Source organism: Geomonas azotofigens (assembly GCF_018919395.1).
GTDB lineage: Bacteria > Desulfobacterota > Desulfuromonadia > Geobacterales > Geobacteraceae > Geomonas > Geomonas azotofigens.
Genome location: NZ_JAHLME010000002.1, coordinates 631994 through 653437 on the forward strand (window position 1 = coordinate 631994; position 21444 = coordinate 653437).

Consider the following 21444-nt stretch of genomic DNA (forward strand, 5'->3'; position numbering starts at 1 on the left):
ACCATCATTAGAAGGAGAACCAAAGTCATGCCGATGTCCGCTTCTTTCAAAGAACGTCTGTTCCCCCGGATCCCCGCCATCCAGCAGCATTTCCAGACCCCGTTCCACATCTACGACGAGGCGGGCATCCGCGAGACCGGCGCCAACCTCATCAAGGCCTTCTCCGCCATCCCGGGCTTCCGCGAGTTCTTCGCCGTGAAGGCGCTCCCGAACCGGGAGATCCTGAAGCTCATGAAGGAGATGGGCTTCGGCTTCGACTGCAGCTCCATTCCCGAGCTGATCCAGGCTCGCCAGTTGGGCGCGAAGCCGGAAGACATCATGTTCACCTCCAACAACACGAGCCAGGAAGAGTTCGAGTTCGCGGCCAAGGACGGCGGCTGCATCCTGAACCTCGACGACATCTCCCTCATCGACAAGGTACCGGTCTTCCCCGAGCTGATCTGCTTCCGCTACAACCCCGGCCCGCGCCGCACCGGCAACGTCATCATCGGCAACCCCGAAGAGGCGAAGTACGGCGTCTCCCACGAGCAGGTGGTCGAGGCCTACCGGAAAGCCCAGGCGCGCGGCGCCAAGCGCTTCGGCCTGCACACCATGGTCGCCTCCAACGAGCTCGACTACACCTACATCGTGGAGACCGCCCGCATGGTGCTCGAGGTCGCCGAGGAGGTCGAGGCGGCGCTCGGCATCACCTTCGAGTTCGTCAACATCGGCGGCGGCTTCGGCATCCCCTACCGCCCGGAGCAGAAGGCGCTCGACCTCCCCACCATGTCCAGGGAGATCACCGCGCTCTTCGCGGACTTCCGCTCCCGTCACGGCCACGCGCCGGCCATGTTCATGGAGAGCGGCCGTTTCATGACCGGCCCGCACGGCGCCCTGGTGGCAACCGCCATCAACAGCAAGGACACCTACAGAAAGTACATCGGCCTGGACGCCTGCATGTCCTCGCTGATGCGCCCCGCGCTGTACGGCTCCTACCACCACATCGACGTTGTGGGCAAGGAGGGCGTTGAGCGCAGCGAAGTTTACGACGTGGTCGGCTCGCTGTGCGAGAACAACGACAAGTTCGCCATCCAGCGCGAGCTCCCCCCCATCGAGGACGGCGACCTGGTCGTGATCCACGATTCCGGCGCACACGGCCACGCCATGGGCTTCCAGTACAACGGCAGGCTGCGTCCCAAGGAGCTCATGCTGCGCGCCGACGGCCGGGTGGAGCTGATCCGCCGCGCCGAGACCGTCGAGGACTACTTCGCCACTTACAACTTCGAACAGAACGTGCTGAAGCCGTAGAGCTCTCCGCTAGAGCTAGGCGAGCACACGCTCTTGAATAAAACGAGAAAGGCACCCCGCCTCAGGCAGGGTGCCTTTTCCCATTATGGTCTACAAAACCAAATCCCCTCTGTCTCTCCTTCGCAAAGGGGAGGACGCGGGTTCTCGTGGTCGCTTGTGAACGGCTAGCTGCATTTTCTGGGAATTCCCGAAGGAACGCTACAAGGCCGCCTCTTCCCCGGCTCTGAAGGCGGTGCGAGCAAAGGCATCGCGCAGGAAGGCGTCGGCCTCGGCGGCGGGCATCGGCCGCGCGTGCAGGTACCCCTGGACCTGGTCGCACTTGCACAGCAGGAGTTTCTCTTCCTCCTCCTGGCTCTCCACCCCTTCGGCGATCACCTTGAGCCCCATGCTGTGCCCGATGGCGACGATGGCCTTGATGATGCCGACGGCATCGTCCCGGACGGTGACATCCCTGACGAAGGACTGGTCGATCTTGATCCGGTCCACCGAAAAGTTCTTCAGGTAGCTCAACGAAGAGTACCCGGTCCCGAAGTCGTCGATGGAGACCTGCACCCCGAGCGACTTGAACATGCGCAAAAGCGCCACCGATTCGGCCGCTTTCTCCATGAGCATGCTCTCGGTCAGTTCCAGGTCGAGGTACTTGGGCTCCAGCCCCGCCTCAAGGAGCGTCCCTACCACCATCTCGGAAAATCCCTCCTGCATCATCTGCTTGATGGAGACGTTGACGCTGACAGTTACCTGGTAGCCTTCCTGATGCCACCGCTTGCACTGGGTGCACGCCTCGCGCAGCACCCAAGCCCCCAGCTCGTGGATCAACCCGGTCTGCTCGGCGATGGGGATGAAGCGCGCCGGCGAGACCATCCCCAGGGTGTCGTCGTGCCAGCGGGCCAGGGCCTCCATGGCGACCACCCTCCCCTCCCGCAGCTCGAGCTGCGGCTGGTAGTGCAGTGTGAGCCGGTCGTTTTTGAGCGCATCGCGCAAAGCCGCCTCGAGCGCCACCCGCTCCTGCGCCTGCTGGTTCAGTCCTTTTGAGAAGTACTGGTAACGGTTACCACCGGCGCTTTTGGCGGCGTACATGGCAAGGTCGCCGTTTTTCAGCAGGGTGGCGATGTCGTCGCCATCCTCGGGGAAGAGGACGATACCGATGCTGGCGCCGGAATAGATCTGACGGTTCTCCACCTCGAAAGGCTGCTTGCCCAGGTCGAGCAGCTTCTCGGCCAGCTTGGCTATGCCGTCGCCCCCCGACACCTGGCAGCACAGCAGGGCGAATTCGTCTCCCCCGAGGCGGGCGAACGTGTCGCTCGCCCTCATGATCGTCCGGAAACGCTGCACCACAAGCTGCAACAACTGGTCGCCGGCATGGTGCCCCAGTGTGTCGTTCACGTCCTTGAAGTGGTCCAGGTCGAAGAAGAGGACGGCGAACATCTCGCCGTAGCGCTTGGCGCGGGCGAGCGCCTGGGAACAACGGTCGTAGAAGAGGGTCCGGTTGGCAAGACCAGTCAACTGGTCGAAGTAGGCGAGGTTGTGCACCTCCAGCTCCGCCTGCTTGCGCAACGTGATGTCGTGGCTCAGGCAGAGGAAGCGATCCTTTTTTCCGCTCGACTCGAGCATGGTCGCCGACAGTTGTACGTGGATGGCACGGCCATCTTCGGTCACCAGGCTGGCCTCCCGCTCCACCAGCCCTTCCTGGCGCAGCACCGCGGCGATGAAATCATCACCCAGGCTCGGGTCGACGAACAGCCCGGCGAAGTCGCGGCCCACCATGTCCTTCCTGGCGAAGCCGAACACCTCCACGGTAGCCCGATTCACGTCGAGGATGCCCCCCTCGCGGGAGACCACGGTGAGCGCCTCGGGCATGGTGGCGATGATGCTGTCCAGGTACTTGTTGGTGGAGTTGAGCCGTTCCTCGGAGTCCCGCAACCGCTGCACCATGGTGTTGAAGGAGATGGAGACCGCGGTGATCTCGTCATGCTCGGTTTCCGGGACGACCACGTCGCGCTTGCCTGCGGCGACCGCTGCTGCGGCATCCTTGAGGATCCTGATACGGCGGGAAATCCTGTAGGGAACGGCCACGCTCAAAAGAAGGGCAGCGGTCAACGCCACCACGGAGAGCACCACCGCAGAAACGATGGCGCTGGAGACGCTTTTCAGTGTTGCGGCGAGGTGCACGTTCAGGTCGGCCATCTCCCGGTCATGCGCCGCGTTGACGGCCTGCAGAAAATCCTTCTCCGCCTGCTCGAAGCGCTCCTTGGCGGCGATCAGCTGTAGAGCGCTCCCCCTCGCGTCAACTACGGCGATGTAATCGCGGGACTGCTTCAGCAGTGCCTGACCGGTCAGTTCCAGCGTCCTGGGCATCCTTTCCGTCCCGTGCACCAGGGTCCTGCTGCAGAGTTCGAGGCTGTTGCGAAAACTCGCCCGTCCCTCTTCGAGAAGCCGCACCTCTTCCTCTTTGGCCTGCAGAGCCTCTTTCCCCTCGCCTTCCGCAGGCTGCACCGAGGTCAGGAAGGCGTACTCCATCGACGAGGAGACAATGCGCAGCCCGGCGTAGCGGAGGTCCTTGAGCACGAGCAGGTGCGGGATGACCTCCTTGTTCACCTTGTAGAAGCTGTCCCTCACCTTCTGAGCCCCGGAAATCCCCCCGATCGAAATCAGGACGGTGGCACAGATGATGGCGAGATAACTCAACAGCAGTTTAAGCCAGAGTTGCATGCTACTCCCTCAGGTAGGAAACACGATGGTTCAGTCACACGTATCGGCGTGACGCTGTAAAACCTGAGGGAGATCTGCTAAAGGAGCGGCTTGACGGTGGGTGAGTCGGTCAGGATGCGCGGGGCGGCGAGAGCCGCCCCGCGCTGTGCCAGAAGGGGGTCATCATTGTCCCAGTGCGTGCCGCAGATCCTCGTCCGGTGTGGTGATGGGACCCAGGTCGTAATTCTGCACCAGGAAGTCGAGCACCGCCGGCGACACGTAGGCGGGGAGGGAGGGGCCCAGCCGGATCCCCTTGATGCCCAGGTGCAAGAGCGTGAGCAGTATCACGTGGGCCTTCTGCTCGTACCAGGAAAGGATCATGGAGAGCGGCAGGTCGTTCACCTCGCACTGGAAGGCGTCGGAGAGCGCGACGGCGATGCGGATGGCGGAGTAGGCGTCGTTGCACTGCCCCACGTCGAGCAGGCGCGGGATGCCGCCGATGTCGCCGAATTCCAGCCGGTTGAAGCGGTTCTTGCCGCAGGCGAGCGTGAGGATGACGCAGTCTTTGGGCACCTTCTCCGCCAGTTCCGTGAAGTAGTTGCGCCCGGTCTTCGCCCCGTCGCAGCCGCCGATCAGGAAGAAGCGCCTGATGGCGCCGTTTTTCACCGCGTCCACCACGGCACCGGCCACCTTGAAGACCGCCTCGTGACCGAAGCCGACCAGGATCTCCTGCCCCGGGTTCTCAGGGAGGTCCGGCAGCGCGAGCGCCTTGTCGATCACCGGGGTGAAATCGTACCCCTCCAGGTGCGGGATGCCGGGCCAGGCCACCTCGCCCCAGGTGAAGAGGCGGTCCGTGTAGCTCGCCTCGGGCTTCTGGATGCAGTTGGTGTTGAAGATGATGGCCCCCTTGAAGTCCGGGAGCTCGCGGGCCTGGTTCTGCCAGGCGGTGCCGAAATGGCCGGCGAAGTGGGGATATTTCCTGAGGCCGGGATAGCCGTTGGCGGGGAGCATCTCGCCGTGGGTGTAGACGTTGATCCCCTTTCCTTCGCTTTGCTTGAGGATCTCCTCCAGCATGGGGAGGTCATGGCCGGAGACCACGATCCCCTTGCCGCCGCGGGTGCCGAGGTTCACCTTCATCGGTTCCGGGGCCTGCAGCAACTCGGCGTGCCCGTCGTAGAGGAGCTCCATGGTGCGCAGGTTCCACTTGCCGCACTCGAGGGAGAGGCCGACGAAGTCCTCAAGGCTTGTCTGCGGGTCCGTGGTCTTGGCGAGTGAGCGGTGGATGAACTCGTAGATCCCCTCGTCCTTTTTCCCCATCTCCGCCGCGTGCCAGGCGAAGGCGCCCATGCCAAGGAGGCCGTAGATCAGGATCTCTATGGTGGAGAGGATGTTTTCGTCCTGGTGCCAGGTGCGGACGCCGTGCTGGCGCCCCTGGGCGATGAGCCCCTGGGTGTCACCCGCCGGCTGCCAGTTGGCCGCCTCCTGTGACAGTTGCGGCGCCGCGCCCCCCTTCTGTTGCTGGTAGCCGTTCTCGTACAGCGCCTTTGCCTTCTCCTTCATCCGGTTGCAGTTGTGCAGGCGCCGGGCGATATCGTCCGGATCGAAGTTGACGTTGGTGACCCGGGTGAAGAGACCGTCCAGCATGAAACGGTCCACGTCCTGGTCCTTCTGGCCCAACTCCCGCGCCTTGCTGGCGTAGAGGGCCACGCCCTGCAGCCCGAAGATCATCAGGTCCAAAAGCGCCGACACCTCGGGGGTCTTGCCGCAGTTCCCCATCACGTCGCACCCTACCCCGCGCGCCGCCTGCTCACATTGCCGACAAAACATCGCACTAGCCATGTACGCCTCCTTGAAAGGTTGGAATTTTCCAATCAGGAGAGTTTGTCAGATCCGCGACAGTTTTCAACCAGCGGGGAGACGATGCGGGGGAGCGAGGACGATGCGGGCGGTGGAGCGAGGCCGGGAGGGTACGGGGAAAGCGGGGCAGTTCACGTTGAGGTGAGCACCCTGTCGAGCACCTCGGCCACCTCCGAAGCCCGGTACGGTTTCGCCATGGTGGCCTTGAACCCGAACTGGGCGTAGTCGGACATGACGGGGTCGTTTGAATATCCGCTGGAGACTATGAGCGAGGCGCGCGGGTCCATTGCCAGGATATGCCGCGCGGCCTCCTGCCCTCCCATCCCTCCTGGAATGGTCAGGTCCATGATCACCGCGGCAAACGGCGTGCCCGCTTCCTTGGCAGCGGCGTAAAGGGAGATGGCCTCGCTTCCGTTCGCGCAGCTCGTCACCTTGCAGCCGAGGTTCTCGAGTATCGCGCAGATGAGTGTCCGGATCATCTCCTCGTCGTCCATAACCAGGATGTTGCGTTGCGGGAGTGCGGCCACCGCCGGGGCGGCGGCAGGCGATTCAGGCTCGCCCCCCTTCCCCTCTCCCTGCGCAGCCGGAAGAAACACCTCGAACGCCGTCCCCATGCCGGGTTGGGAGCGGACGGTGATGTACCCGCCGTGCCGCACGATGACGGAGTGAGCCGAGGAGAGCCCGAGGCCTTTGCCGCCTGTCTTTGTTGAAAAGTACGGGTCGAATATCCTTTTCTGGTCCTCGGCGGCAATCCCGCACCCGGTGTCGCTGAAGGAGAACTTGACGTATCTTCCTGCCGCAAGGGCCATGCTGTTACCCTCCTCGATGGTGACATTGGCGGCCGCCACCGTGAAGGTGCCCCCCTGGGGCATGGACTGCAGGGCGTTGATGACGATGTTGCTGAAGGCCTGGTGCACCTGCCCCTCGTCCACCTCCAGCAGATAAAGGTTCTTGGGCAGGTCAAGCACGCTCAAGACGTTGGAGCCGCGCAGCACCAGGGAAACCGTCTCCTCCACGAGATGCCTCACCGCCACGTTCTTCTTGATCGGCTTCCCCCCCTTGGCGAAGGTGAGCAGCTGGTTGGAAAGCTCGGAGGCCCTCTGGCAGGCCTTTTCCGCCTGTTTCAGCAACTGGTGCGCCTGCGCGGCGTCCTCCAGGGTCATCTGGGCCAGGGTGATGTTCCCCATGATGCCGGTGAGGATGTTGTTGAAGTCGTGGGCTATCCCTCCCGCCAGCACCCCCAACGATTCCAGCTTCTGCATCTTGAGCAGTTCCTGCTGCGACTTTTCCCGCTCGGTGATGTCGCTGTTTATCTCCATGATGCGCCAGGGACGTCCCTGCTTATCCCGTTGCAGCGCCCACCTGCTGCTCACGACGATCTCCCCCCCGTGGCAGGTGGTGTGCGTCAGTTTCCCCTCCCAGCGCCCCACCCGCAGCAGGTCCTGCATGATCTCGTCCTGCGGTTTTGGGAACACCGTCCGCAGCAGGGTGTGGATCACTTGCCCCTGCGCCTCGCCCGCCTGGTAGCCGTAGGTGCTGGCGGCGCCTTGATTCCAGTAGACGATGGATCCGTCGAGGTCCAGCAGGATGATGGCGTCATGGGCAAGTTCGAGAAGGTCCGACTTTTCCCGCAGCGCATCTTCGTTCTTGATCCGCTGCGAGAGCTCGAAGGCGAGAGCGTCCGCCATTTCGTCAAAGGAAGCCCCGAGACTCCCCAGTTCCCCTCCCCGCACCTCCTCACCCACCCGCACCTGGAGTTCTCCGGCGGCGAGGCTGCGCGAAGCGGTTTCCAAGGCGCTGATACGGTTGGCGATGAGCCGCTTGCTGAGCCAGATGTTGAGCGCGAACACCATCACCAGCACCAGGAACATGACCGAGAGGTTCCAGGCCAACTGGTGGTTCGCCTCTTGAAGCAGGATGTCCAAGGGGCTGCCGCCCCGTATGTAGGCGTAGGGGGGAAGTTCGGGCGAGAGCCTGATCTTGCGGTACGCGGAGAGCCTTTGGACGCCGTCGCTCGAGGTCAGCCTGATCACCCCGGTTTCCGGACCGTTCTTCATCTTTTCGAACTGGTTGGAGCGGTCTGGGGTCCCGATGTACTTGTCGGGATCGACGGTACGGTAAAGAAAGATACCGTTGTGATCGAAGATGCCGAATGAAGTGCCGGCAGGAAGCTTGCTGGCCTGCAGCAGCGTGCCGATATAGGTGAGGTCGACGCCCAAAAGAATGGCCCCGTCGAAGGCGCCGGCGTCATCCCTCAGGGGGTAAGCCAGGTTCAGAATGGGCTTTTTTGACGCCTTGCCTACCGTGTACTCACCGGTGGAGAAGCGGCCAGTGGCCTTGGCGTCCCTGAAGGCCTTGCGATCGGCCAGAGATACCGGCTTCGCCGTGGGGACCGCGGTGGCCCACGTCATGCCGGAGCGGTCCACGATCATGATGTTGGCGTAGCCTGGGAACTTTTTCAACAGCCCCGCCAGCAACGGGCCGACAGCGGCGGCGTCCTTGTGGCGGATCTGCGGCATCAGTGACAGGACCTCCATCATCTGCCGGGACGCCTCGACCTTGCTGTTGAGTTCGGAGGAGATGTTGTCAAGAAGGTACGTCGTGGCGCGTGTCGATATGCGCAGATCGTCGGAGCGCCCCTCCATTCCGGAATAAATGATGAGCGCGACCGACGGCAGCGCCATGATCGTCAGCATGAACGCTATTAGAAGATGAATGGGCAGGGATTTTAACCAGTTCATTACTTCTCCGCTTGGGAGTTGTCACTGAAACCCGGTCTGAGATAGCGAGGTCTCCCGTGACGACTTCTGCATCACGATATGCAGAAGATTAAATGATTCAGGTTGCAATGTCAAAATCCTAAAAGCAGGATCTTTCGAAGCGACAAAATCACTATGGAGCAACTCAACGCCAACGAGGTGTCTTCACCCCCGGCCCCGATTTCGTAAGACCCGACGAGGCCCAGTTGATATTCAAGGCTGGTTACTGCGCTGCAAGTACCTTTCGCATCGCATTATTATCGTTTAAATTTATCGACTGTATTTCAAAAGTAGATGCGTGGTAAAATAAGTTCGTAGCCGGTGATTAACCCGAACCAGCTAAACCGAAGAATCATTTTTACAAGGAGATTAGCCATGAAATCCAGCACAAGAGATACATCAAAAGGCGTACTCCACGAAACAAAGGGCAAAATAAAGGAAACTACCGGCAAGGTATTCGGGAATGTTTCATTGGAAACCGAAGGGAAGGCGGAAAAGATAGCCGGCAAGGTGCAGAAAAACGTCGGCAAAGCGGAGAAAAACATCGAGGATGATCTCGATGAAGACACCAGGCGTCCGGGCAAATACTAGTCCGTACGACCAAGAGGCATGACCAGAAGGGACGGCGTTCGCGCCGTCCCTTTTCATTTGCAACGGTTTTGGGGAGGGAGTCCGCGCCGCGCAGCTTACTCCGGCAGGTGTGTGCCGCAGTAGGGGCAGACGTGGCAGGAGGGGTCGACGTAGCGCCCACAGGGGGGAAACGGGCATTGCTTGGGCTGCTTCCGCATGGCCGGCAGCGGCTGAAATTCCTCGGCATCCTCGAGCGGGGTGCTCGGCAGCGGATCTATCCCGGCCGCCTCCTTGAGAGGCAGACATTCAAGGGCTTCCTGCATCTGAAGGCGACGCTTCTCGACCTTCTTCGCTTTCTTCAACTTACCGTTTTTCGACATCTCGACACTTCCGACGCAAAAAGGGGTTACCTGGCTGGGTAACCCCTGCTTTTTTTGTGGGCTGCTTAAACCTGTTACCCCGGGGATGTTGCCTCTGCACCTTGCCTCTGCGGTAGGCGATGTTCTGCCAGCTATAGCACACATCCGGCCGCGAAGCAACGTTCGGTTCCCCGATGATGGCGGTATAATTCCATTTTTCTTGCAGCGGTCGGACGATTATTGGGACAGCGCATGACCTCGCAATCAAAGTGCGTATCTATGACCAGCAAAGCACATCTCACACTGATATGCAGCCCCGGCCGGACTTACGGAAATCGTAGTTTCGAAAACACCTACAATCAAGGAATCATTAGCGTGATATATGTTTTTCCGGTACTGAACCAACACCACTGAGTAACAGCCCGTCCCAATCACCTCCCGCACAGGAGTATATTTTGCCCGTGCCCCCTTACCTCAAGCAACAGCGGTCCCTGCTGCTGTTGGCCCTTATCGCCGCCGGTCTTGCCGGCAACTATTTCAAGTTCAGCATCTTCCTCAACATCGACTTCCTCTTCGGCAGCATCTTCGCCATGCTCGCCCTGCAGCTCCTCGGCCTGGGCCGCGGCGTGCTCGCGGCGCTGGTCATCGGCAGCTATACCTATTTCCTGTGGAACCACCCCTACGCCACCCTCATCGTCGTCGCCGAAACCGCCCTGGTCGGGCTCCTGATGCAGCGGCGCCGTATGGCCCTGGTCACTGCCGACGCGGTGTACTGGACCGTAGTCGGCATGCCGCTGGTCTTTTTGTTTTACCACGTGGTGATGCAGGTCCCCCTGAGCAACACCTACATCGTCATGACCAAGCAGGCGGTGAACGGCATCGCCAACGCCATCATCGCCCGGCTTATCTTCACCGGTTTCGCCCTCAGGACCAAGTCGACCCGCATCTCGTTCAGGGAGATCATCGCAACGCTGCTCGCCTGCTTCGTCCTGGCCCCCTCCCTGGTACTTCTGGCCATCGGCTGCCGCAGCGAATTCACCGACACGGACAGCATGATCCGGCAGGTGCTGTTGCAAGATATAGGGAGGGAGGCGAAGCGCCTGGAGACGTGGGTCCACAACCGGAGGACGCCGATCGTGAACCTCGCCGCGTCGGCCGCTTCCCTCTCCCCGAAACAGGTACAGCCCCTCCTGGAGCAGGCAACCAAAAACGACAGTAACTTCAAGCGTATGGGACTTCTCGACCGTGACGCGACCACGACCGCCTTCTGGCCCCTCGTGGACGACAAGGGGCAGAACTGTATCGGCAAGAATTACGCGGATCGCCCCTTCATTCCGGACCTGAAACGGACCCTCAAACCGAGGCTCTCGGAAGTGGTGATGGCCCGGCTGGGGGCACCCGAGCCGGTCGTTTCCGCAGTTGCCCCCGTGGTCCGGGAGGGACGCTACGACGGCTACCTCATCGGCGTGCTGAGCCTGAAGCAGGTCAAGGAACAGCTGGACAAGGTTTCCAGCAACAGCAACATGCTGTACACGTTGCTGGACAAAAACGGCAAGGTCATTATGAGCAACAGGCCGGGGCAGCAGGTCATGACCGCTCTGTACCGGGGCGAGGGAACCCTGAGACGCCTGGACGCGGGGATAAGCCAGTGGGTCCCGGTCGCGGCCAAGAACGTTCCGGTGTCGGAACGGTGGAAAAATTCCTTCTACGTTGCCGAGGCGATCATCGGCGACCTCGCCGAGTGGAGGCTGGTCCTGGAACAACCGGTGGCGCCCTTCCAGAAGCGGCTCAACGACTCCTACACAGAAAAACTCGTCATCCTCTTCGTCATCCTGCTCCTGTCGCTGGCGCTCGCCGACGTGTTGAGCCGCCGCATCATGGGCACCCTGGAAAACCTGCGCAGGATCACCAGCGACGTCCCCTCCACGCTGGCATCGGGCGGGAAGGTAACCTGGCCGGAGAGCGGCATCACGGAAACCAGCGACCTAATCGCCAACTTCAAGGGAATGAGCGGCAGCATCGAGCAGTACCTGGTCGAACTCAAGCAGCTGAACGACTCACTGGAACAACGGGTCGAGGAACGAACCCGTCAAGTGGAGAGACTCGCGAGCGAGCAGCGCACCATCCTGAGCACCATGCCCCTTGGTGCCTGCCTGCTCATGGACCGGAAGATTCACATGGCCAACCCCGCCTTCGACAGGATCATGGGGTTTGCGCCGGGTGAAACGGCAGGACGGGACACCTCGGTGCTCTACGCGGAGTCGGGGTGGTACCAGCAGGTGGGCGAGTCGGGATACCAGGCGCTCAAGAGGGGGGAAATCTACTCCTTGGATGTTCAAATGAGGCGCAAGGACGGATCGCTGATGTGGTGCAGCCTCACGGGACAGATGGTCAATCCCGGCGCACCGGCGGACGGCTCGATCTGGATCTTTCAAGACATCACCGAGCGCAAGACGATGGAGTCGCGACTGCGCGCCAGCGAGAGCCACTACCGCCTGCTTACCGAGGACGTGGCCGACGTGGTCTGGAAGCTGGATGGCGAATTCCGCTTCACCTACATCAGCCCGGCGGATCGGAAGCTGCGGGGCTTCCAAGCGGCGGAGGTCCTCGGTCACACCATCTTCGAGCAGACGACCGAGACCTGGCATGACGCCATAAAAGCGGCACTGGAATCGCACGAAGTGGCCCAGGCGGACTCGACCTGGCTCGAGATCCAGCAGCGGTGCAAGGACGGGTCCATGATATGGACCGAGGTGTCGATCACCGCCGAGCGTGACGGGGACCGGGCGGTTACGGGGTACCACGGCATCGCCAGGGACATCACGCAAAGAAAGCAGGCAGCCCAGCTCGAGCAGCAGCTCTTGCACGCCCAGAAGCTGGAAAGCCTCGGGGTGCTGGCCGGCGGCATCGCTCACGACTTCAACAACATCCTCATGGCCATCATGGGGAACGCGGATCTGGCCCTGCTCCGCACCCCTGAGGGATCGGCCGTGGCGGACAACCTGAACCGGATCCAGGACTCGGCGGCCCGGGCCGCGGATCTGACCAAGCAGATGCTCGCCTACTCGGGCAAGGGGAGGTTCGTCGTGGAGACGCTGGACCTGAACCGCCTCATCGAAGACCTGCTGCACCTGTTGGAGGTTTCCATCTCGAAGAAGGTCACCCTGACTCTCGACCTGCACCGGCCGCTGCCGCTCACCGACGCCGACCCGACGCAACTGCGCCAGATCGTCATGAACCTGGTGATCAACGCCTCGGAGGCGATAGGGGACGCCACCGGTCAAGTCGTCATTGCCACCGGCTGCACGCAGGTGGAACACAAACAGCTGCAAGGGTCCCGGCAGGAGGTGGAACTCCCGGACGGCAGGTACGTCTACCTGATGGTTTCCGACGACGGCTGCGGCATGGACCCGGAGACGCAGGCCAGGCTCTTCGACCCGTTTTTCACCACGAAGTTCACGGGACGGGGACTGGGGATGGCAGCGGTACAGGGGATCGTCAAGGGTCACAAGGGGGCCATCAGCATCGACAGCAAGCCGGGCCACGGGTCTAGTGTCAAGGTCTTCCTGCCTGCCGGAGCCCCTGCCCCGCCCCTTGAACCGACCTGCACAAGCGCAGCGGAAGACCACCATGGCGGCGGAACGGTGCTGCTGGTCGACGACGAGGAGAGCGTGCGCAGCGTTGGGACCCTCATGCTGAGCCACCTGGGGTACACCGTGCTACTGGCAAGGGATGGGGAGGAGGCGCTGCAGATCTTCAAGGAGACACCAGGCATAGGGTTCGTGGTCCTCGACCTGGTCATGCCCCGGATGGACGGCAGGGAGTGCCTGCGCGAGTTGCGCCGGCTGGCCCCGGACGTCGCCGTGATCATGTCCAGCGGGTACAACGAGCAGGAACTGGCAAAGGAGTTCGGTGACATCACCCCGAACGGCTTCCTGCAAAAACCCTACGACGTGGCGGTCCTTAGGGAAACGGTGGCAAGATCGTTGCCGGGGCGGCCCGTTACAACCTGAACTGCCCCACCAGCCGCTCCAGTTCCTCCGACTGCAGCGCCAAGGTCGTGGCAGCGGCGGCGGTATCATTGACCCCTCGCGCGGTCTGCTGCACCACGTCGGTGATCTTCTGGATACTGCGGGTGATCTCGTCGGTGGTGGAGGTCTGCTGCTGCGCGGCGGCGGTGATCTGGCCGATCTGGCTGTTCACCTCGCTGACCTGGGTCAGGATCTCCTCCAGGGCCTGCCCGGAGCGCGCCGAGTACTCAGCCCCCTTGCCCACCTCGGCCACCCCTTCCTCTATGGCGGCGATCGCCCCGCGGGTCCCCCCCTGGATCGCCTTGATCATCTCCCCGATCTCGCGGGTGGCGCTGGTGGTCCGCTCGGCGAGGGCACGGACCTCGTCGGCGACGACGGCGAACCCCCTACCCTGCTCACCGGCCCGGGCGGCCTCTATGGCGGCGTTGAGCGCGAGCAGATTGGTCTGGTCGGCGATGTCCTGGATGGTGCCGATGATCTGGTCGATCTGGTCCGAACGCGCGCCCAGTTCCTCCACGGTCGCTGCGGCGCCCCGTACCCTGCTCGCGATCCGCTCCATGCCCAGCGTGGTCTGGCGGACCACCTCGGCTCCGGAGTCGGCGGTCTGGCTGGCGCGTTTGGAGTTGTCGGCGGCGCTCAGGCAGTTGCGCGCGATGTCGCCGGAGGTCGCCGCCATCTGTTCGCTGGCAACCGCCACGGCGTTGGTCTGCGCGGCGGCGTCGTCGGTACCGGCCGAGATCCGCTCGGCGTTCTCCTGCAGCTGGTGGGAGGTGAGGGCCACCTGTTCCGAGTTCTGCTTGATCTGCCGTATGATGCCGCGCATGGTACTCTGCAGCGCGTCGATGGAGCGGATGATGGTGCTGATCTCGTTGTTGCGCTTGGCGGAGATGGGCTGGGTCAGATCGCCGTCGATCATGGTCTGCAGAATTCCGATGATGCGCCGCAGCGCGTCGTTCACGGACCAGAACAGCAGCGCGCTGAAGAAGGCGCCCAGCACCAGGAACACGGTGGTCGAGACCACCGACAGGGCCAGCGAGAACGACCTTCCAGCCACCACGGCGAAGACGATGCAGAAGCTGTAACAGACGCAAAGCAGGATGATTCGGGTGCGGATCCGGAGGTGGAGGTAGAGATCGAGTAGAAAGTTCATGACCTGGTCCCCAGTTGTTCATTTACTTGGGCGGCACCCGCATCGGGTCCCACGCATAATTAACTCTTCGGTGCCACCGGCTGCACCTTTAGCTCTTTATCTCCCGTTATCTCCACCCCGGCGCCTCGCCATCATCGGGCTAATGAGTACACAACTGAGTAGGTGTTGTAATCCGGTGTATGACAAATCGCGGTAACCCGTCCCGCGACACGACGGCACCCCCCCCGGAAACCCCTTGGATTTGCGCGGCTCTCATTTAGACTTCGCGTATACACTCCAGCTGGCACGGTACCTGCTGATAAGGCACTTAACTATCGTCTGAACCACTACCCCGCAAAGGTTGCATCATGAAAACAATCGGATTACCCAAGAAGCAGGGGATGTACGATCCCCAGTTCGAGCACGACGCCTGCGGCGTCGGCTTCGTCACCAACATCAAGGGGAAGAAGTCCCACGAGATCGTCCAGCAGGCGATCACCGTCCTGGAGAACCTGGACCACCGCGGGGCCGTCGGCAGCGAGTACAATACCGGCGACGGCGCCGGTATCCTGATCCAGCTCCCCGACGCCTTCTTCCGCAAGGTCTGCCCCGAAGCCGGCATCGAGCTCCCCGCCCCCGGCGACTACGGCGTGGCCATGCTCTTCACCTCCCCGGAAGCCACCGAGCGCAGCGCCGCGAAGCATATCTTCCAGCGCATCATCGCCGAGGAAGGGGTCGAGGTGATCGGCTGGCGCGAGGTGCCGACCGACAACTCTTCCCTGGGTGACACCGCCAAGGCGGGCGAGCCGCTGGTGCGCCAGATCTTCTTCAAGCGCGGCGCCTCCTGCGCCGACGAGGATGCCTTCAACAGGAAGCTCTACCTGGTGAACCAGAGGGCGATCCACGAGATCCGCGACCAGGAGGTCGATCCCTACTGGTACGTGGCGAGCATCTCGACCCGCACCATCGTCTACAAGGGGATGCTGATGCCGGCCCAGCTGGACCAGTACTACCCCGAGCTGCGCGACGAGGACGTCACCTCCGCCATCGCGGTGGTGCACTCCCGCTTCTCCACCAACACCTTCCCGAGCTGGGACCGCGCCCACCCCTACCACTACCTGGCGCACAACGGCGAGATCAACACCCTGCGCGGCAACGTGAACTGGATGCATGCGCGCCAGTCCATGTTCAACAGCGAGCTCTTCGGCGACGACATCAAGAAGCTTCTGCCGGTGATCAACACCAACGGCTCCGACTCGGCCATGTTCGACAACTGCCTGGAGCTTCTGCTCATGACCGGCCGTTCCCTGCCGCACGCGGTGATGATGATGGTGCCCGAGCCGTGGGAAAACCACGAGACCATGAGCAAGGAGAAGCGCGCCTTCTACGAGTACCACTCCTGCCTGATGGAGCCGTGGGACGGCCCGGCCGCCCTCACCTTCACCGACGGCCGCATCATCGGCGCGGTGCTGGACCGTAACGGCCTGCGTCCCTGCCGCTACTACCTGACCGACGACGACCTGGTCATCATGGCCTCCGAGGCGGGTGTCCTGCAGGTGCCGCCCGAGAAGGTCATCAAGAAGGGTCGCCTCCAGCCGGGCAAGATGTTCCTGGTCGACACCGAGCAGGGGCGCATCATCCCCGACGAGGAGATCAAGAACGAGCTGGCCACCGCCAAGCCGTACGCGGACTGGGTCAAGGTGAACCACCTCCCCCTCGCCGACCTCCCCAAGGCGAAGAGCCAGGCGGTCGAGGAATCCCCCCTGGTTCAGCGCCAGAAGGCCTTCGGTTACACCTTCGAGGACCAGGAGACCATCATCGGACCGATGGCGACCTCCGGCATCCAGCCCTTGGGCTCCATGGGTACCGATACGCCGCTTGCGGTCCTCTCCGAGAAGCCGCAGCTTCTCTACAGCTACTTCAAGCAGCTCTTCGCCCAGGTGACCAACCCGCCGATCGACCCGATCCGCGAGGAGATCATCACCGCCACCGCGGTCAGGATCGGCTCCGAATCGAACCTCTTGAAGCCGTCGTCGACCAGCGCCCGCGTCATTCGCCTGGAGCACCCGATCCTCACCAACGAGGACCTCGGCAAGCTGCGTGAACTCGACCGCCCCGGCTTCAAGACCGCCACCCTGTCGCTTCTGTTCAAGGCGGCCGACGGCGCCGACGGCATGGAGAAGGCGCTGGAAAGCCTCTTCAACAGCGCCATCCGTCACATCGAGATGGGAACCACCGTCCTCATCCTCTCCGACCGCGGCGTCAACGAGGAGTACGCGGCCCTGCCGGCGCTTCTGGCCGTGGCCGGCCTGCACCACCACCTGATCCGCACCGCCACGAGGACCCACGCCTCCCTGATCCTCGAGTCGGGCGAGCCGCGCGAGGTGCATCACTTCGCGGTGCTTCTGGGGTACGGCGTCACCGCCATCAACCCCTACCTCGCCTTCGAGTCGATCGAGGACATGATCCAGGAGGGGATGCTCCCCGGCCTCGACTACAAGAAAGGGGTCAAGAACTTCGTCAAGGCCTCCATCAAGGGGATCGTCAAGACCATGGCCAAGATGGGTATCTCCACCATCCAGAGCTACCGCGGCGCCCAGATCTGCGAGGCGGTCGGCCTGCACCAGTCCGTGATCGAGAGGTACTTCACCTGGACCCCGTCCAGGATCGGCGGCATCGACCTGAACGGCATCGCGGCCGAGCTGCTGCAGCGCCACAAAAAGGCCTACCCGCACCGCGTGCCGGCGGACCCGACCCTGGACCCGGGCGGCCAGTACCAGTGGCGCAAGGAGGGTGAGGAGCACCTGTTCAACCCGCTCACCATCCAGTCGCTGCAAAAGGCCACCAGGACCAACGACTACAACGAGTTCAAGGTCTTCTCCAAGCTGATCGACGAGCAGAACGAGCGCCTGTACACGCTGCGCGGCCTGCTCGATTTCAACCGCGACATCCGCATCCCGGTCCCCATCGAGGAGGTCGAGCCGGTCGAGGAGATCATGAAGCGCTTCAAGACGGGCGCCATGTCCTACGGCTCCATCAGCCAGGAGGCGCACGAGGCGCTCGCCATCGCCATGAACCGCATCGGCGGCCGCTCCAACACCGGCGAAGGGGGCGAGGACCCGGAGCGCTTCACCTGGACCAACGAGCAGGGCGATTCCAAGAACAGCGCCATCAAGCAGGTCGCCTCCGGCCGCTTCGGCGTCACCAGCAACTACCTCACCAACGCCAGCGAGCTGCAGATCAAGATGGCGCAGGGCGCGAAGCCGGGCGAAGGTGGCGAGCTGCCGGGGCACAAGGTGTACCCGTGGGTAGCCAAGACACGCCACACCACCCCGGGCGTCGGCCTCGTCTCGCCGCCGCCGCACCACGACATCTACTCCATCGAGGACCTGGCGGAGCTGATCCACGACCTGAAGAACGCCAACCGGCGCGCCCGGATCAGCGTCAAGCTGGTCTCCGAGGTCGGCGTCGGCACCATCGCGGCCGGCGTGGCCAAGGCCCATGCCGACGTGGTGCTCATCTCGGGCTACGACGGCGGCACCGGCGCCTCCCCGCTCTCCTCGATCAAGCACGCGGGTCTTCCCTGGGAGCTCGGTCTCGCCGAGACGCACCAGACCCTGATGCTCAATAACCTCAGGAGCAGGATCATCGTCGAGGTGGACGGCCAGCTGAAAACCGGCCGCGACGTCGCCATCGCCGCCCTTCTGGGCGCCGAGGAATTCGGCTTCGCCACCGCGCCGCTGGTCACCCTGGGCTGCGTCATGATGCGCGTCTGCCACAGCAACACCTGCCCGGCCGGCGTCGCGACCCAGGATCCGGAACTGAGGAAGAACTTCTCCGGCAAGCCCGAGTACGTGGTCAACTACATGCGCTTCATCGCGCAGGAAGTGCGCGAGATCATGGCGGAGCTCGGCTTCCGCACCTTCAACGAGATGGTAGGCCGCGCCAACCGCCTGGAGCCCAGGCGCGCCGTGGCCCACTGGAAGGCGCAGGGGCTCGACTTCAGCAACGTCCTGTACCAGCCGCAGACCGGCATCAAGGGAAGCCGCTACTGCACCGAGTCCCAGGACCACGGGCTGGAGAAGTCGCTCGACATGACCAAGCTTTTGGACATCTGCAAACCCGCCATCGAGAAGGGCGAGCAGGTGAGCGCGGAGCTTGCCATCACCAACATCGACCGCGTCGTCGGCACCATCGTCGGCAACGAGATCACCCGCGCCTACGGCTCCGACGGGCTCCCCGACGACACCATCAGGCTCAAGTTCCGCGGCTCCGCGGGGCAGAGCTTCGGCGCCTTCATCCCCAAGGGGATGACCCTGGAGCTGACCGGGGACGTGAACGACTACCTCGGCAAGGGCCTAAGCGGCGGCACCATCGTGGTCTACCCGCCCGACGGCTCCCCCTTCAAGGCGGAGGAGAACATCATCGCCGGCAACGTGGCCCTCTACGGCGCCACCAGCGGCACCGCCTACATAAGCGGCATGGCCGGGGAACGCTTCTGCGTGCGCAACTCCGGCGTCAACGCCGTCGTGGAAGGGGTGGGCGATCACGGCTGCGAGTACATGACCGGCGGCACCGTCGTGGTACTCGGTGAAACCGGCCGCAACTTCGCCGCCGGCATGAGCGGCGGCGTCGCCTACGTCCTGGACAGCGCTGGGGACTTCAAGGAGCGCTGCAACACCGAGATGGTGGCCCTGGAACTGCTGGACGAGAAGGACCTGGAGACCCTCCGGGAAATGATCGCGCAGCATGCCAGACGTACCGGCAGCGCCCGCGCCACGCGCATCCTGCACGACTGGAAGACCCACGCCCACAAATTCGTCAAGGTGATGCCGATGGACTACAAGCGTGTGCTCCAGGCCCTTGAACGCGCCAAGGCCTCCGGCCTGACCGGCGACGACGCGCTGGCCGCTGCCTTCGAAGAGAACGCAAGCCAGGCCGCACACTAGATAAGCTAAACGACCTGATACTTCAGATAGGATAGAGCTATGGGAAAACCTACCGGATTCATGGAATACAATCGCGAGCTCCCGGCCGACCGCGAGCCGCTTGAGAGGCTCAAGGACTGGAACGAGTTCCACCTGCACCTGCCGGAAGATCACCTGCGCACCCAGGGTGCCCGCTGCATGGACTGCGGCATCCCGTTCTGCCACACCGGCATGCTGGTGAGCGGCATGGCCTGCGGCTGCCCCATCAACAACCTGATCCCCGAGTGGAACGACCTGGTGTACCGCGGCCTGTGGAAACAGGCCCTGGCCCGACTGCTCAGGACCAACAACTTCCCCGAGTTCACCGGCCGGGTCTGTCCCGCCCCGTGCGAGGGGTCCTGCACCCTGGGCTCCATCGACCCCGCGGTCACCATCAAGAACATCGAGGTGAGCATCATCGACCGCGCCTGGGCCGAGGGGTGGATCGCCCCCAACCCGCCGCAGATGAGAACCGGCAAGAAGGTCGCCGTGGTTGGTTCCGGCCCTGCCGGCCTCTCCGCCGCCGCCCAGCTCAACAAGGCCGGGCACCAGGTCACCGTGTTCGAGCGGGCCGATCTCCCCGGCGGGCTTTTGATGTACGGCATCCCCAACATGAAGCTCGACAAGCGCGAAGTGGTGCTGCGCCGCGTGAAGCTCATGGAGCAGGAAGGGATCAACTTCGTCTGCAACACCGCCATCGGCGGCGCCGACTACCCGGTCGAGAAGCTCAAAGGCGACTTCGACGCCGTGATCCTTGCCACCGGAGCCACCCTCCCCCGCGACCTTCCCATCGACGGGAGGAACCTCAAGGGGATCCACTTCGCCATGGACTTCCTGACTGCCAACACCAAAGCCGTCTTGAACGAAGGGGCCGACTTCATCTCCGCCGAGGGTAAGAACGTCATCATCATCGGCGGTGGCGACACCGGTACCGACTGCGTGGGCACCTCGCTGCGCCACGGCTGCAAGTCCGTGACCCAGCTGGAGATCATGCCCCGCTTCCCCGACACCCGCGCAGCAGACAACCCGTGGCCGGAGTGGCCGAAGGTCCACAAGGTCGACTACGGCCAGGAGGAAGCGGCGGCCAAATTCGGCGCCGACCCGCGCGTCTTCGTCACCACCGCGACCAAGTTCGAGGGTGACGCACAGGGGAACGTGACGGCGGTGCACACCGTTCAGGTGGAATGGAAGCAGAACGAGAAGGGGCAGTTCATACCGGTCCCCGTCCCGGGCACCGAGCAGGTTCGCCCCGCCGACCTGGTGCTTTTGGCCATGGGCTTCCTCGGCCCCGAGCAGGAGCTTCCCGAGTCGCTCGGCCTCGAGCGTGACGGCCGCAGCAACATCAAGGCCGAGTTCAACCGCTACGCCACCAACATCCCCGGCGTCTTCGCCGCCGGCGACTGCCGTCGCGGCCAGAGCCTCGTGGTTTGGGCCTTCAACGAAGGGCGCGGCGCCGCTCGCGAATGCGACCGCTTCCTGATGGGAGAGACCGAGCTCCCGTAGTCTTGATTGCCGCAAACAAAAGTGCAAAAGGCACCCGGAAACCCGGGTGCCTTTTTTGTTTGTCCCCGCCCCCCAGGCAGACTTGTTGCTGGAACCAAGGATCAGGCGAAGCTTTGGTGACGCTGCCGTCAGAAATTGCAGCACCACACATTAGAATATTGACATAAGCTTGCAATTATTGTAACAAGCTCACAACGGACAATTCCCACTCTCACGGACCGCATCGCCGAGAGCGAGTGCTGTCGGTCCAATTTGGAAGCCCATGGAAAAACTGTTGCAGCTGTGGACGGACAA

10 protein-coding genes are annotated in these 21444 nt (G+C 62.9%); 5 read left to right on the forward strand and 5 right to left on the reverse strand.

Going from position 1 to position 21444, the window contains the following annotated elements:
* The first annotated feature begins 27 nt into the window (after window positions 1-27).
* Window positions 28-1287: a diaminopimelate decarboxylase gene (gene lysA, locus KOL99_RS07820; protein WP_216509905.1), complete on the forward strand. Its 1260-nt coding sequence runs from the start codon at window positions 28-30 to the stop codon at window positions 1285-1287.
* Between the two features lie 198 nt (window positions 1288-1485).
* Here the strand turns inward: lysA and KOL99_RS07825 are convergent, their stop codons facing one another.
* The 3 genes from KOL99_RS07825 to KOL99_RS07835 form a co-directional block, all read right to left on the reverse strand.
* Complete coding sequence (locus KOL99_RS07825) at window positions 1486-3996, reverse strand: EAL domain-containing protein (RefSeq protein ID WP_216509906.1); 2511 nt, start codon at window positions 3994-3996, stop codon at window positions 1486-1488.
* Window positions 3997-4158: 162 nt separating this feature from the next.
* The gene (hcp, locus tag KOL99_RS07830) at window positions 4159-5814 is read right to left on the reverse strand and encodes a hydroxylamine reductase (RefSeq protein WP_216509907.1); all 1656 of its coding nucleotides are present in this window, start codon (window positions 5812-5814) and stop codon (window positions 4159-4161) included.
* A 149-nt stretch (window positions 5815-5963) separates the two neighbouring features.
* On the reverse strand, window positions 5964-8573 hold the full coding sequence (locus KOL99_RS07835; protein ID WP_216509908.1) for a hybrid sensor histidine kinase/response regulator: 2610 nt from the start codon (window positions 8571-8573) through the stop codon (window positions 5964-5966).
* A 393-nt stretch (window positions 8574-8966) separates the two neighbouring features.
* Here KOL99_RS07835 and KOL99_RS07840 point away from each other — a divergent pair, with 393 nt between their 5' ends.
* A complete protein-coding gene (locus KOL99_RS07840) occupies window positions 8967-9182 on the forward strand; it encodes a CsbD family protein (protein WP_216509909.1) in 216 nt (71 codons plus the stop codon).
* 95 nt (window positions 9183-9277) lie between these two features.
* Here KOL99_RS07840 and KOL99_RS07845 read toward each other — a convergent pair whose 3' ends face one another.
* The gene (locus KOL99_RS07845) at window positions 9278-9541 is read right to left on the reverse strand and encodes a hypothetical protein (RefSeq protein ID WP_216509910.1); all 264 of its coding nucleotides are present in this window, start codon (window positions 9539-9541) and stop codon (window positions 9278-9280) included.
* 440 nt (window positions 9542-9981) lie between these two features.
* Between KOL99_RS07845 and KOL99_RS07850 the strand changes: the two genes are divergently transcribed.
* A complete protein-coding gene (locus tag KOL99_RS07850) occupies window positions 9982-13533 on the forward strand; it encodes a PAS domain S-box protein (protein WP_328760081.1) in 3552 nt (1183 codons plus the stop codon).
* Here the strand turns inward: KOL99_RS07850 and KOL99_RS07855 are convergent.
* Window positions 13523-14701, reverse strand: a complete 1179-nt coding sequence (locus KOL99_RS07855; RefSeq protein ID WP_216509912.1) for a methyl-accepting chemotaxis protein — start codon at window positions 14699-14701, stop codon at window positions 13523-13525. The genes KOL99_RS07850 and KOL99_RS07855 overlap by 11 nt on opposite strands.
* A gap of 347 nt (window positions 14702-15048) precedes the next feature.
* Here KOL99_RS07855 and gltB point away from each other — a divergent pair, with 347 nt between their 5' ends.
* Window positions 15049-19629, forward strand: coding sequence for a glutamate synthase large subunit (gene gltB, locus KOL99_RS07860; RefSeq protein ID WP_216509913.1), 4581 nt, complete (start codon window positions 15049-15051; stop codon window positions 19627-19629).
* A gap of 39 nt (window positions 19630-19668) precedes the next feature.
* Window positions 19669-21150: a glutamate synthase subunit beta gene (locus tag KOL99_RS07865; protein WP_216509914.1), complete on the forward strand. Its 1482-nt coding sequence runs from the start codon at window positions 19669-19671 to the stop codon at window positions 21148-21150.
* Window positions 21151-21444 lie beyond the last annotated feature (294 nt).